The organism is Tistrella arctica, assembly GCF_039630945.1.
Lineage (GTDB): Bacteria > Pseudomonadota > Alphaproteobacteria > Tistrellales > Tistrellaceae > Tistrella > Tistrella bauzanensis.
Genome location: NZ_JBBKTV010000001.1, coordinates 223,891 through 238,032, shown reverse-complemented (window position 1 = coordinate 238,032; position 14,142 = coordinate 223,891). Strand labels below are relative to the sequence as shown.

The 14,142-nt window shown below is 66.3% G+C and carries 10 protein-coding genes and 1 pseudogene; 6 read left to right on the top strand and 5 right to left on the bottom strand.

Annotated elements, in window-relative coordinates; translation table 11 throughout:
- The first annotated feature begins 11 nt into the window (after positions 1-11).
- The gene (locus tag WG924_RS01075) at positions 12-1,100 is read left to right on the top strand and encodes a zinc-binding metallopeptidase family protein (protein WP_345930966.1); all 1,089 of its coding nucleotides are present in this window, start codon (positions 12-14) and stop codon (positions 1,098-1,100) included.
- Positions 1,101-1,301: 201 nt separating this feature from the next.
- Positions 1,302-1,496: pseudogene (locus WG924_RS01070) on the top strand (transposase); the annotation flags it as partial.
- 13 nt (positions 1,497-1,509) lie between these two features.
- On the opposite strand, the gene WG924_RS01065 reads toward WG924_RS01070, so the two are convergent.
- The 4 genes from WG924_RS01065 to WG924_RS01050 all read right to left on the bottom strand — a co-directional run bounded on the left by WG924_RS01065 (position 1,510) and on the right by WG924_RS01050 (position 4,552).
- Positions 1,510-1,713 carry a hypothetical protein gene (locus tag WG924_RS01065; RefSeq protein ID WP_345930965.1) on the bottom strand — a complete coding sequence of 68 codons (204 nt, stop codon included), beginning with the start codon at positions 1,711-1,713 and terminating at the stop codon, positions 1,510-1,512.
- Between the two features lie 177 nt (positions 1,714-1,890).
- Positions 1,891-2,241, bottom strand: coding sequence for an MBOAT family O-acyltransferase (locus tag WG924_RS01060; RefSeq protein WP_345930964.1), 351 nt, complete (start codon positions 2,239-2,241; stop codon positions 1,891-1,893).
- A 234-nt stretch (positions 2,242-2,475) separates the two neighbouring features.
- On the bottom strand, positions 2,476-3,432 hold the full coding sequence (locus tag WG924_RS01055; protein ID WP_345930962.1) for a GGDEF domain-containing protein: 957 nt from the start codon (positions 3,430-3,432) through the stop codon (positions 2,476-2,478).
- Between the two features lie 181 nt (positions 3,433-3,613).
- Positions 3,614-4,552, bottom strand: coding sequence for a LysR family transcriptional regulator (locus WG924_RS01050; protein WP_345930961.1), 939 nt, complete (start codon positions 4,550-4,552; stop codon positions 3,614-3,616).
- Between the two features lie 111 nt (positions 4,553-4,663).
- Here WG924_RS01050 and WG924_RS01045 point away from each other — a divergent pair, with 111 nt between their 5' ends.
- Positions 4,664-5,791, top strand: coding sequence for a hypothetical protein (locus tag WG924_RS01045; protein WP_345930960.1), 1,128 nt, complete (start codon positions 4,664-4,666; stop codon positions 5,789-5,791).
- 73 nt (positions 5,792-5,864) lie between these two features.
- Here WG924_RS01045 and WG924_RS01040 read toward each other — a convergent pair whose 3' ends face one another.
- Positions 5,865-7,892, bottom strand: a complete 2,028-nt coding sequence (locus WG924_RS01040; protein ID WP_345930959.1) for an acetoacetate--CoA ligase — start codon at positions 7,890-7,892, stop codon at positions 5,865-5,867.
- A gap of 279 nt (positions 7,893-8,171) precedes the next feature.
- On the opposite strand from WG924_RS01040, the gene WG924_RS01035 reads away from it, so the two are divergent.
- The 3 genes from WG924_RS01035 (at position 8,172) to WG924_RS01025 (ending at position 14,134) form a co-directional block, all read left to right on the top strand.
- The gene (locus tag WG924_RS01035) at positions 8,172-9,026 is read left to right on the top strand and encodes a gamma-glutamylcyclotransferase (protein WP_345930958.1); all 855 of its coding nucleotides are present in this window, start codon (positions 8,172-8,174) and stop codon (positions 9,024-9,026) included.
- A gap of 28 nt (positions 9,027-9,054) precedes the next feature.
- Entirely contained in the window at positions 9,055-10,356 is a 1,302-nt protein-coding gene (locus tag WG924_RS01030; RefSeq protein ID WP_345930957.1) for a sensor histidine kinase, read from the top strand.
- Positions 10,357-10,684: 328 nt separating this feature from the next.
- Positions 10,685-14,134, top strand: a complete 3,450-nt coding sequence (locus WG924_RS01025; RefSeq protein WP_345930956.1) for a flagellar hook-length control protein FliK — start codon at positions 10,685-10,687, stop codon at positions 14,132-14,134.
- Positions 14,135-14,142: the final 8 nt, after the last annotated feature.

Below are 14,142 nucleotides of genomic sequence, written 5' to 3'. Positions count from 1 at the left end.
TCGGCTCCTGAATGAAACTCTTCGCCTGCCAGAACTGCAGCCAGACGCTGTTCTTCGAAAACATCACCTGTGTGCGCTGCGGTCATCGGCTGGGCTACCTGCCGGACAGCACCACCATGAGTTCCCTTGAAGACGAGGGCGACGGGCGGTGGCGTCCGCTGGCCGCCCCCGACCAGATGTTCCGCTTCTGCGCCAATGCCGCCCATGATGCCTGCAACTGGATGGTACCGCTCAGCAGCCCGCATCCCTATTGCAAGGCCTGCCGGCTGAACCGCACCGTGCCCGATCTGTCCGTTCCGGCAAATGTCGAGGCGTGGCGGAAGCTTGAAGCGGCGAAACACCGGCTGGTGTACGGGCTGCTGCGGCTGGGGCTGCCGGTCGCGGCGAAGTGGGAAGATGCCGCCATCGGCCTCGCCTTCGATTTCCTGGCCGATGCCCCGCATCACGGCCCCGAGGCGCCAAAGGTGATGACCGGCCATGCCGACGGCCTGATCACCATCAACGTCGCCGAAGCCGACGATGCCCAGCGGGAACGCGTCAGGCGGACGATGGGCGAGCCCTATCGCACCCTGCTCGGCCATTTCCGCCACGAGATCGGCCACTTCTATTGGGACCGGCTGGTGCGGGACGGGATGGGCAATGGCGGCGGCCGGCTCGACACCTTCCGCGAGATGTTCGGCGACGAACGCGAGGATTATGGCGAGGCACTCGCCCGCAACTACAATGAAGGCCCGCCGACCGATTGGCAGACGACCTTTGTCAGCACCTATGCCGCCTCTCACCCCTGGGAGGATTTCGCCGAAACCTGGGCGCATTACCTGCACATCGTCGACACGCTGGAAACCGCCCATGTCCATGGCCTGCATCTGAAGCCGCGCAACATTCTGGACCCGACCGCCCCGGCCGATGTGGCCATCGATTTCGACGCCTATCGCCAGCGCGATTTCGACAGCCTGATCGACGCCTGGCTGCCGTTGACCTATGCGGTCAACAGCTTGAACCGAAGCATGGGCCAGCCCGACCTGTATCCCTTCGTTCTGGCACCGCGGGTGATCGACAAGCTGCGCTTCGTCCACGACCTGATCCGGCAGGCGGCTTAGATGTTCAGTCCCGTAGTGTCAACGAAACCTCTACGTCATCACACTGCGGGACTGAACACCTAGGGTTAAAACCCAACCAACATCTTGATAATGAGATCAATATGTGATTCCAGTGGCCTATAGCCACGAGGAACACGATGTCTCAGCTTTTCTGGTTGTCGGACGAACAGTGGGCGCGGCTCGAACCGCATCTGCCCGGTTCCGGTGATCCCGGGGCGGACAAACCGAAAACGCAAAGTGCCGTATGACCGGAAGCGCTATCGCAATCGCCATCTCGTCGAGAACGCTTTCTGCCGCCTCAAGGACTTCAGGCGTGTCGCAACCCGCTACGACAAGCTTGCGGCCAACTTCCTCTCGGCCGTGGCTCTTGCAGCCGTCATCGCCTTCTGGGTGTGATTGAGTCTGGTACCTAGCCCGAATCGCCTATGAGGGTAACGCCTATCTCTTCCATGCCGACGAGGCGATTGCAGAGGACGCGAAGAAGGTCGCCGCGAACATCTTTGACTTCCTGCGCGACCTCGGTGACCTCGGCGACGATGGCTCTTTCTCCGACAGGCTGGGCTTTCAGCGCTCGCTTGGCGAACTGCTGGAGGGAGTTGGAAGCATTGGGCACCGCCTGTTACAGCTCTTTCCGGTCGACAAAAATGGTCGGTGCGAACTGGGTGACGAAGACGCCCATTCCTCTGACAATCGGCTATTTGACGGTCGTGCCCATCGAGAAGGTGTTGACGGAAATTATGGTCCCGCGTCGGCTATGGTGAAGCAGCAACATCCAAGCCGGCATGCCGCCTCAGATTGCTATGACAGCAACCAGCCAGCGGACTGCTGAAGAGGCAAAGGCGCGAAACTGCGGCAGCAGGCGACCCGCGCGTTCGATCGGCCCGGCGACACGCTGGGGGAAATAGGCGACATAGAACGCGAAATAGCCAAGATGGGGTTCCGTCCGGAATCGGCGGCGATAGACATCGATGGTATAGCCGATGGTCAGCAGCGTGTAGAACGACAAGCCGGCCGGTAGGATGACGTCCGCCACCTCACTGATGCCGCCCCCGGCGACCGGCGCCACGACGCCGAGTGCCTCGCCGAAGAACAGGCGATACTTGATCCCTATCAGAATCGACAGATTGCCGGTCCGGCTCAACCCCAACACGGCCCGTCGACGCTGCCAGAAACGCCAGAAAATCGATCCGCCAATGCCATGGAACACATCGCTCGCGACCAGAAGGACCGGCCAGCATCCGCAGGGCGGCATCCGACGGAACACATACAAGGAGCCAAAGCTATGGCAGCACAAGGCTGAACATCCGGCCCGGCTAGAGGAATATCTGTCAAGCGGTGAGAACGGCGTCGGATCCCATGCTCAAGACGCGCCGGTTCATGCCCGTGTGGCACCGGCCTCGCTGGTCGATGGCTGATACACCGCCACCCGGTTGCGGCCCGCGGACTTGGCGGCATACAGCGCCTCGTCGGCCTGCGCGATCAGACTGTCGCGGTCGCGGCGCGATCCCTGGCCGGTGGGCCGCAGGCTGGCCACACCCAGGCTGATGGTCAGATGACCGGACGGTTCGCCCTGATGGGGGATGGCCAGCGCCTCGACCGCCGCACGGATCAATTCGGCGACATGTGCCGCCGCGGCCCCGGCCGTATCGGGCAGGATGGCCAGGAACTCCTCGCCGCCATAGCGGCACACCTCGTCCGCCCCCCGCCTGACGGCCACGGCCGCGGCCTGGGCCACCTGCCTCAGGCACACATCGCCGGCCGGATGGCCATAGAGATCGTTGAATGACTTGAAGTGGTCGATGTCGAGCATCGCCACCGACAGCGGCCGGCCATCGCGGGCGCTGCGCCGCACCTCGCGGGTCAGCGCCGCATCAAGATAACGCCGACTCGGCACGCCGGTCAGGTGATCTTCCCAGGCATAGGCCTTCAGCCGGCGGTTGGCCTCCGACAGCCGGCGCTCGGTCCGTTTCTGCAAGGTGATGTCGGTCAGCGTCGCCAGCAGCCCGATAAGCCCTCCCGCTTCATTGCGCACGGCCCGGACCGAGACCTGATAGGTGACGTCGTGTATCACGAGTTCATGGTCGGGAACCGGCAGGCCCGCTTCGGTCAGCCACAGATTGCGCAGCACATGACGACCGGCCTCGGCATGAATGTCACTGATCCGTTGGCCGAGCACGTCGTCGATCGACTTGCCCTCGATGTCTGCCGCCGCCTGGTTGGCCGCGGCGATACGCCCTTCGGGATCGACGAACACCGCCGCAACGGGCAGTGCTTCGAACAGCGCCGCCAGTGAAAAATGCGTGCGGCGCCACGCGATATCGGGGCTGTTCATGATCAGGGCCCTCGGCAACATTGTGCGGGTCCATATGGCCGCGGCATGACCATGCCTGCCATTGACGATGTTTCATTCTGTCTTGAATAGATTGACGAAAGCTGAAGCGATCGCATCCATCAAGGACAGGCGGCCTGCCGGCAGCGCCGCCCTGTGGCTGAACCTGTGGCTGACACGCCGATCAGCGATCGGCATCCCCGGCCGCAATCTCGATCGCGGCCTCGGCAATGGCACGGGCCAGGGGCGTGTCGGCCTGGGCCTGATAAGACACGGTGAAGTCCATGCCCGGCAGCATCGCCACCGCATCGGTCTTCACCACATGCAGCGCGCCGGAGGCCAGTTCATCGCGCACGATGCGCGGCGGAATGGCGCTGATCCCGATGCCGTCCAGGGTCATCCGCACGATGGTTGCAAGCGAGCTGGAGCCATAGATCCGTGGCCGCCGACCCGGCAGACCGTTCATCAGCTCCTGGATCGCGATATAGGGCCGGCTGAGCCGCGGATAGGTGATGATCGGCCAGGTCGACAGGGTCTCGATCGACACCGCGGCACTCTGCGGCAGACCCAGCCGGGGGCTGGCCACCCAGGCCAGCGGATAGGAACACAGCGGCCGGTTCTGGATCGTCGGCTGGCTGACCGGCCCCAGCAGGAAGGCGATGTCCAGGCCGCGATTGACCAGCCCGTCACGCAGGTTCAGCGAGGTATCGACCTCAAGCTCCAGGGTCACCCCCGGAAACCGCTTGTGGATCCGCTCGATCAGCTTCGGCAGCCAGGTATGAACGATGGTCTCGGCCGCTCCCATCCGCACGGTGCCCCCCAGCACCGAGATATCGGCCACCGCCGACAGCATCGATGCCCTGAGGCCCAGCAGCCGCTCGGCATAATCCAGCAACACCCGCCCCTTGGGAGTCAGAGCGACATTGCGGGCGCTGCGATCGAACAGTTGCACGCCCAGTTCCAGCTCAAGCTTGGCGATCCGCGCCGAGACCGAGGGCTGGGCCGCATTCAGCTTGTCCGCCGCGGCACGGAAACTGCCAAGGCGGGCGATCCAGACAAAGCTCTCAAGGCTGCGGAAATCGACCATGGCCGCCGAGTGTAAGGTGCCGGCGCCGCGGCGCAAGCGGCATCATCGCTCCATGCGGCAGACCTCATGTATACACCTTGCCAATCGAAAGCCTTGATTCTCATCCATAATAGGTAATTATGCGGGGACATAATCAAAGGATGAACAATGCCGCATGGCTGGTCACATTCAGTGAAGGGGTTCATTGCGGCGGGTTTGATGGGGCTGGGGCTTGCCGGCTGCACTGGCGTATATGTGCCGAATATCCAGCAGATACCTGAGACTCCCCAGCCATTGGCCACCGCGTCATACGAAGTGTCGGATCTGATCTGGTCGGCAAGGAAGACCGCGACCACCTGGAACGCGAATTACACCGAGTCCGCCATTGTCTCCGACCGCTATACAGCGGCGCTGATCGGTCTTGCCGGCGGAACAGTCGCGACGCTCGCCTTCGGCGCACCAGCCGACCTGAGCATCGCGACGGGCCTGACCGCAGGTCTTCTGACAACGACACGTGACTTCCTGGCCCCGCCAGGACTGCCGCTGATCTATATTTCCGGCGTCGCCGCCCTCAATTGCTTCACGACGGAAGCGCTGCACTTCCCACCCTACTCCAGCACAGCACTTGGCGACGAGCTTGCCCGATCGGCGTCAGATATGGCCGCGCGCGCCGCAGGGACGCCCGAGGCCGCCAAGGCTCGGGACCGCGCGCGCGCCTATGAGGCAACGCAGGTCATCAACAGCCAGGCCCATGCCGCGTGGACTGCCTTCAACAACGCGGCCGGCACGTTGAGCGACGCGACGGCCTTTGCACGCCACGTTTATGACACCGCGCCGGATGCAGGCACGGTTCGGGTTCTGGCAAGCGTTCTGGAACGGGCCGACGCACTGAACATGATCGTCATTGACGAGCGCAAGGCATGGGCAAACCATCGATCCCGCCTGACCGCAGCCTTGCAGCAGATCTATGTCGACATACCCAAAAGGGTCCGCGCCGGCCGCGACATCGACTATCAGTCACTGCTTGCGGGCCTCCAGAGATCGGCAACGCAGACGGCCGCCGCGGCGGGCGATGCCGCCGGCACGCCGGCAGCCACAGTGGCGGCGGCCAGCGGAGCGACGGACGCGGCGGCGAAAGCGGTGGCGGCAACCAACGACAAAAGCACCGGGCAGAGTCTCCTGATCACCGCATTGACCAGTCTGGCGCGAGCCGTCAACGCGGTCGAGGCAAGCTATCTGGCACTGGCGCCGGCCCTTGACCGAAGCGAGGCCTGTGCCTCACGGAACGCAGGCTGATCGTCCCGGCCGGCCGGCATCCGTCTGATACGGAAAGCCCGCCGACCGGGGCGTTGATGTCGGCCGGATCGGCTCAGGCGGCGGCCTCGTCCGCCTCGCGGATGCGGCGGCGGACCTCCTCGGCATAGTCGACGAAGAAGTCGAGGCTGTGCGGGTTGCGCATCGCGCCCGGATTGGCGGCCTTCTCGATCGCCATGCCCATCAGGATACGCCTGACCGGCACCTCGATCTTCTTGCCGGTCAGGGTGTAGGGCACCTCCGGGATCGCCACGATCACGTCCGGCACATGGCGCGGCGAGCAGGCCTCGCGGATCTCGCGGCGGATGCGGTCGCGCAGGGCATCGTTTAGAACCGCGCCATCCTTCAGCGCCACGAACAGCGGCATGAAGAACCGGCCATGGGGCAGATCCAGATTGATGATCAGGCTGTCCTGCACCCCCGGCAGGGTATCGACCACCCGATAGACCTCGGCCGTGCCGATGCGGATGCCGTGGCGGTTCAGCGTGCTGTCGGACCGGCCATAGATCACCGCCGTGCCGCGCGGCGTGATCTTCAGGAAGTCGCCATGGCGCCACCAGCCGGGATACATCTCGAAATAGCTCTCGCGATAGCGGGTGCCGTCGGGATCGTTCCAGAACATGATCGGCATCGACGGCATCGGCTTGCGGATCACCAGTTCGCCGACCGCGTCGATCATCTCGCGGCCCTCATCGTCCAGCGCGCCGACATCGCAGGCGAGGCACCGGGCCTGCATCTCGCCGGCATTCACCGGCAGGATCGGCGCGCCGCCGACAAAGGCCGCACAGGTATCGGTGCCGCCGCTGATCGCGTTCAACCACAGATCACGCTTCACCTTGTCATAGACGAAGGCATAGCCTTCCGGCGGCAGGGGAGAACCGGTGGAGCCGATCGAGCGCAGCGCACTCAGATCGAACATCCGCCCCGGCTCCGAGCCCGATGCCGCCTGCGCGGTCAGCCAGGCGGCCGAGGTGCCGAACACCTGAAGCTTCGTCTTCTCGGCCAGCCGCCACAGCGGGTTCGGGTCGGGCCAGAGCGGGTTGCCGTCGTAAACCACCAGCGTCGCCCCGACCAGCAGGCCGGAAAGCTGGCTGTTCCACATGGTCCAGCCGGTGGTGGTGAACCACATGAAACGGGTGCCGGGCTTGATATCGGCCGCGAGACCATGGCTCTTCACATGCTCCAGCACGATACCGCCATGGCTGTGGACGATGCCCTTGGGCAGACCTGTGGTGCCGCTGGAATACTGGATCCACAAGGGATGCTCGAACGGCACCTCCTCGAAGTCCTGGGCCGCGGCCAGCGCCATCGCATCGGGGCCTTCGACCAGATCCGACCAGAGATGGGCGCCCTCCACCGGCAGGCTGTGATCCTGCGGGTTCAGATAGGGCAGGAAGACCAGATGCTCGGCATCGGGCAGGTCGTCGAAGATCTGCTTCACCACCGCGCGGCGGTCGAAGCGCTTGCCGCCATAGGCATAGCCATCGACCGCGAACACTACCTTCGGCCGAATCTGCCCGAAGCGATCGAGCACCGACCGGGTGCCGAAATCAGGCGAGCAGCTCGACCAGATCGCACCGACACCGGTGGCGGCAAGGCAGGCGATGGCAGCTTCCGGCGTGTTGGGCAGATAGGCGGCGACCCGGTCGCCCGGCTTCACGCCCATGGCGCGCAGATGGCCCATCAGCGCCCGGACCTTGACCTCGAACTCATCCCAGGTCAGCGCCGACAGCGGCCGGATCTCGGATTGGTGGAAGATCGCCACCTCGCCCGGCCGTGCCTGATCGAAGGCGACGCGGGCATAATTGATCCGTGCACCGGGGAACCAGCGGGCACCCGGCATCTCCTCGCTGACCAGCGGCGTTTCGGCGGGGCTTGAAAACCGGATGCCGAAATAGTCGGCCAATGCCTGCCAGAATGTCCCGACGGCATCGACCGACCAGCGTCGGAGGCTTTCGTAATCCGACACCTCGACGCCGCGCTCGCGCCCCAGCCAGCGCATGAAATCGGTGATGCGCGCGGCCTCGATATCCTCGGCCGAAGGACGCCAGAGTTCGGCCCCCTCTTCGATACGCATGGGCATGTGTTCCTCCTGGGTGGCCGTCTGTCGGGACACGCGTCCCCCTGCTCCGCAGCGGCCTTGTCATGATCAACTGTTAGCGATAGCGGCACGATGACGCAAGGTTGTTGTACTATTCGTTTCCGGTTGCGACCAATCCGATGATCGGGCTCCGACGCGAGACACCCGCCCCCGCAGACGCTATACTGTAATGGTGCGGCCGGCGCCCCCCAAGAGCTCGTTGGCTGCGTGATCATCCCGGCTGCAGCGCGGCGCCGCGGCCCATGACCGATGAAGATCCGGATGACGCCACCAGATGACGGCACCGTGCTCGACGATGCGGCCATGGCCGGGGCCGTGGAGCATCTGGCCCGCCCCGGCCAGCACGGCGTGACCCGCGAGATGCTTGAGGCGGATACTATCCGCCGCCGGTTCGCGACACTCTATCCGCATGTCCGGGTGCTCGACGATGCGGCACTCGCCGCCTCGCTTGAGGAGACCTTGTCGATGGCGCCGGAAGGCGCCTTTCAGGGCGGCGCGCCCTGGTTGTTCGGCTATGGCTCGCTGATGTGGAACCCCTGTGTCGCCATTGCCGCCCGGCGACCGGCGCGGCTCGTGGGCTATCACCGCCGGTTCTGCCTGTGGATGCCCTTCGGCCGCGGCACCCCCGAAGATCCGGGTCTGATGCTGGCACTCGATCGCGGCGGATCGTGCAATGCCATGACGATGCAACTCGATCCGGCCGATTGGCAGGCCGAGCTGGCGCTGATCTGGCGACGGGAAATGCTGACGGCATCCTATGTGCCGCGCTGGGTGCAGACCCGCACCGCAGACGGGATGACACCGGCCCTGGCCTTCGTCATCAACCCGGTTCATGAACGGTATGCGGGCCGGCTTCCAGACATCGAAACCGCCCGGATCATCGCCCGGGCGCGTGGCGAGCTGGGGTCGTCGGCCGATTATCTGCGGTCATGTGTCGCAGCACTGGACGACGCCGGGATCAGAGATCAGCGCATGACAAGCCTGCTTCTGACGGTGAATTCACTGGCAGGGTCGCCACCGCCGGCTATACGTGAGCCCGCCGTACCTGAGACCGGTATCGCGACACCGTCGACCGTGGCACTGGCGGCCTCGCTGCCGGAGCCATCCACCGGCTGACGGATAGATCGTGTCACAGGAAAACATGATGCCCGATCTGCCGTCCGACCGTCGCAAACGCGATGCACTCAGGCAGTACAGGGCTGTCGGATCGGAAACCCGACCGGCGCTTGATGGCCTGCTCGGGGCCACGGCTGAAACGCTGGATGGGGCGGACTGCCTGCTGGTCCTGTTCGACGACCGGGGACCACGTCCGCTGGCATCGACAACGATGGACACGGCAGTGAGGGGCCGCCTGCAGGCGCTTGCGGCAGCGCTGCCACCGGTGGCCGACGGCGGATGCATCCAGCTCAATCTGCCGCCCGCATCCAGCGACGAGGCTGCACACACGCCGGTTCTGGCAGCGCCTCTGCTGACGGAGGACGGCATCACCATCGGCGTCCTGCTGGTCCAGGGCCACCGGCGCTGGAGCGCCCGCGACCGGCGCCGGATCGCCACCTCGGCCACGGCGGCACGGACCGTGATCGATCTTGGTCGCACGGCCGCCAATGCGCTTGAAGCCGTGGACCAGTTGGCGGCCCACGACGCCGAACTGACCCACCAGAGCAGTATTCTGGAACACCAGGCCGAAGAACTGGTGCGACTGGCCGAAGACAATTACGTCCAGCGTCTGTCGGCCGAAGGCGCGTTCCAACAGAAATCGCTGTTCCTGGCGACGATGACCCACGAGTTGCGCACGCCGCTGACCGCCATCATCGGCTTTGCCGAGGTCATGGAGCAGCAGATGCTGGGACCGGTGGGGAACGATACCTATCTGGGCTATCTCAACGCGATCCACGGCAGCGGCCGCCACCTGTTGTCGATCATCAACGATCTGCTCGACATGGCGAAGATCGAGGCCGGCAAATATGATGTGACACCAGAGGCGATGGACGCGAACCCGGTGCTGTCACAGACCATCCGCGTGGTGGGCGGCCTCGCGATCGAAAAGCAGGTGCGGGTGACGTGGGAACCGGTGCGGCCCTCGCCGCAGGTGATTGCCGATGATCGCGCGCTGAAACAGGTGATGCTGAACCTGCTGTCGAATGCCATCAAATATGCGACGAAGGGTGGCACGGTCCGGGTGGGCAATCATGTGGCGGATGGCCGGTTCGTGGTTGCCGTCCGCGATGACGGGCCCGGGATTTCACCCGAAGATCTGCGCCGGCTGATGCGCCCCTATGAGCAGGCCCACAGCCGGCCCGCGACCGACACCGCGCCGCGGGGCACCGGGTTGGGCCTGACCATCAGCCGGCTGCTGGTCGAGTTGCAGGGCGGCAGCCTGTCGCTGGACAGCCAGCCCGGCCAGGGAACCACCGCCCGCTTCGACCTGCCCCTGGCCGGCAGTTGAGCATCCCGATCACCCGGCACGATTTGCCGGGCTGGCAGATCCTGCCGGGCGCAAGGTCTTCCATCCGCTGACGCAAGGCCAGAGCATCAGTCTTTTGTCTTTCCAGATCAATACCCTGACACGGTCCATATCATTGGCATGGGACTTGCTGACCTGAAGGCGTCGCCCCCCCCGGTCGAAAGCTGCCTTCATGTCCGCTGTCGCGCCTGCCCTGATGACCGAACGCCTGCCCGGGCAGCCCCCCCGCGCGGGTGCCCCGTCCGACCTCGCGGGCGGATTCGCGGCTCTGTTGGCATCGAGCGTCGATATGGCGAGCGCGGCGCCCCTGATGACCGGACGCCACAAACTGTCGGCCCCGACGAGCGACAGCGGTCCAGCCCTGCAGACGGTGGCCCCCGGCCAGCCCGTCGAGACGCCCGATCTGCCCATGGACATGTCCGACGCCCCCGCAGAAATGCCCGGCCGGCCCGTCGACATCAACGCCGCCGGGGCACCGGTCGACAAGCCGGTGGTCATGGCCATGTCGACGCCGGCCAGGGGCGACCGGCCTTCAGATGCACCCGCCATGCCGGCCCCGCAGATCATGCAGGCCGCATCTCAGGCAACGTCATGGTCGGCTGCCGCGACCGCAACGATGCCGGTCGATGGCGCCGAGGTGGCACCCGCTGTGGCCGCGACTGCGGTTGCGACCCCGGTGACCGCCGCGCCGATCGATGTTTCCCCGCTGTCGGTCAACGCGGCGCCTGTCAACGTCCCGTCTGTCATCCCCCTGTCTGTCGGTCCCTTCTCCGTCACATCCGGCATCGCGGCCCCTATCATCACGGCACCCGCGATTGCCGCACCCGTCGTCATAGCCATACTCGGCACGGCGCAGCCCAAGGTTTCTGCCGTCGATGGCTCTGTTGTCGATGCCCGTGCCGGCCATGATGCGCAGCCCGGCCCCCGAGCGGCATCGCTGTCCGGCGATGATGGCGCACGGCCATCGATGCCCCGGCCGCCGGCCGGTGCCGCAGACGGGCAGATGACCGATGCACCCGCAGGTCGCTCGAATGACCGGCTGACAGAACGTCATGACATCGCGTCGGCAGCGCCACGCGGTGCAGACGGTGTCACGGGACAAGCTGCCACCGAACAGCCGGAAGCAGCACAGGCCGATACGGTGCTGGCAGAGCCGGTCCGGTTCACCATGTCCGCAGACATCACGGCGAATGGGGGCGCCGATGGGGCTGACGATGCACCGATACCGGGCCTGGATACCGATATGGCTGCCCACGCCGCCGTCGGGGCCTCGGTGGTGATCGACACCGCCAAGACCGCCATCGACAGCAGCCTGCCGGAAGCCCGCCAACCGGCTGAAGACCCAGTGCCCGATGCAACCGTGGTCAATGCGGCCACAGCCGCGCCCGTGGTGCCGCCGGCGATGGCCGGTCTGACCGAAACCGCCATCGCCTGGACCAACATCGCCTGGACGGGTATCGCGCGCAGCGTGGATACCGCCGCCCGCACGGTACAGGATCTGGGCGACCGGACCGGCCGCATGGTCGGGCGCCTGGTCGCCGGCGGCACGCCGGCCTTCGAAGCCACGACCATGCCGTCCGACGGCGACCTGGCCGTTGCACCCGATACCGAAGCCGCCATGACCGCGACCGGCACAGACGCATTCAGGACAGCCGCTCCCGCTGCCAATCGGGCTCCATCGCCCATGGGCACCGACAAGGGCATGGCGCCGGACAGCGCATCGATGCCCGAAAGCGTATTGATCCCCGAAAGCGCATTGATGCCCGAAAGGGTCGTGATGCCGGAAGGGGCCGTGACATCCGAGACGGCCGTGGCACCGTCAACCGGCCCGGGCTCCGACATCGGGGCCTTGTCCGGCAGCGTGGCCAGCCGGGAGACGCGCGCCGGCGCAGAGCCAGAGACGGCGGCCGAAACCACCATGCCGGTCACGACGCCAGACATGCAGATCGCCGCGTCACTGCTGGCCCCGCGCCCGCAGGCCGCCGCCGCGATCACGGTCCCGGCCGGCCGGCGTGCCGGCGTGGAGCCCGCCTCGATTGCAGGCGATGGCATGACATCCGACAGCGCCCGCCCGACAGTCGGCACATCATCTGCCGACGGCGGCGGCACCGAACCCCGGTCAACCGATGACCAGCGGCAGGGCGCCGCACATGCCGGACCGGCACCCGCGCGCGCAGGCGCCGACGGTCGGGGCGCCGACAGTCTGGCTCCCGGCGGTGCGCCGACGGACCGGCCGACGGCGTCATCCCCTGCCGGGCCGGCCGGCCGCGCCGCACCGGGCGTCCCCGCGGCAGGTGGGATTCCAACCGTCGCCCCAGCCGGCGCCCCAGCCGCCGATCGTGGCGCCAGCCTGATGGCGGGTGGCGCGGCGGCGGCGACAGCCCCTGTGCTCGGGAAGGATGGCGTGCCCAGGCAGAGTAATGTGCATGCGCGGTCGCAGGGTCCGAGCGGTGCGCCGTCAGCGGCCCCCGCACAGGCACCGGCCGGCGTGACAATGGTGGCTACCGGCATGGCATCCAACGCCGATATCCCGGCGCCCGCCAGCCGGCCTGTTCCGGCCGATGCCCCCCGTCCAACCGCCAACGCCGGACAGATCATCAGTGATCGCCCGATCAGCAACGCAGGCCCAGTGGCGGTTGACGGCCCGGTGAACCTTACCGGCCGGTTCCAGATGACCGGCGGGTTCGACACCGCCGATCCGGCTGAGAATGCAGGCCCGGTTGAGAAGCCTGGCCCGGCCGACAATGGCGGCCGGATGGAGACCACCGGCAGGATCAACGCGCCGACCGAAACCGTGCGGCCGATGTCGGCAGGCCTCGCCGCCCTGTCGGCCATGACCGGCTTCGACGACAGCATGACGGCTGACACCGCGGCCCTGTCCGGCAATGCCGGGCCGGCCGTGGACAACCGCGTCGTCACCGACGGCGATGCGGCCGCCGGCCGTCGTGGCGACCGGTCGACCACCACCGCGACGATGCCGGCAAGCGACGGTAGCGCATCTGCCGGGTCCGCGAACGACGGAACCGGCACGGCATTTGCATCGCCCTTTGCGTCGACCTCGTCGTCGACGACATCGGTATCCGCCATCAACTCCGCCACCTCCAACCCCGCAGCCGGCCTGCCGCAGACCGCGAGCCAGCCGGCCGGAACGGCCGCCATCCTTCAGCAATCCCTGTCCGGCCAGCCCCGGCCTGCCGCCCAGGTCACCGCCCATATGGATGCGGCACGAACCCGGATGGCCTCGGCCGGCGGTGAAACGCATTTCGTGATGACCCTGATGCCGGCTGAACTGGGCCGCGTCCGGGTGGAGATGAAAATCGACGCGCAGGGCCGGCTGAGTGCCCGGTTCTCGGCAGAAAATGCCGGGGCGATAGAGGCACTTACTGCCGACCAGGCAGAATTGGAACGCAGCCTGTCGAAGGCGGGGTTCAAGGTCGAGACCGGGGCACTGCGCTATGACGTGGACCGCTCGCTCACCCAGGGCTTCAACCAGGCTCAGGGCACCAGTCAGGGGTCGTCGGCACAGGCAGCCGGTGGCCAGCCCGGCTTCGGCCAGGACACCGGACAGAACCAGCAGCAACAGGCTTTCGCGGGCCTGGCCGGTGACGGCAACCGCCGCGGCAACGACAACGGCCAAGCCCGGCGCGGCCGCGATATGACCAACGATCGTGACCTGACGGGTCAGATCGACGCCCGCATAGACAGTGCGGCCGCAGATCAGCGCCTTGGCGACAGCCGGCGCGTCGACATGCGGATCTGAGGCTCAGG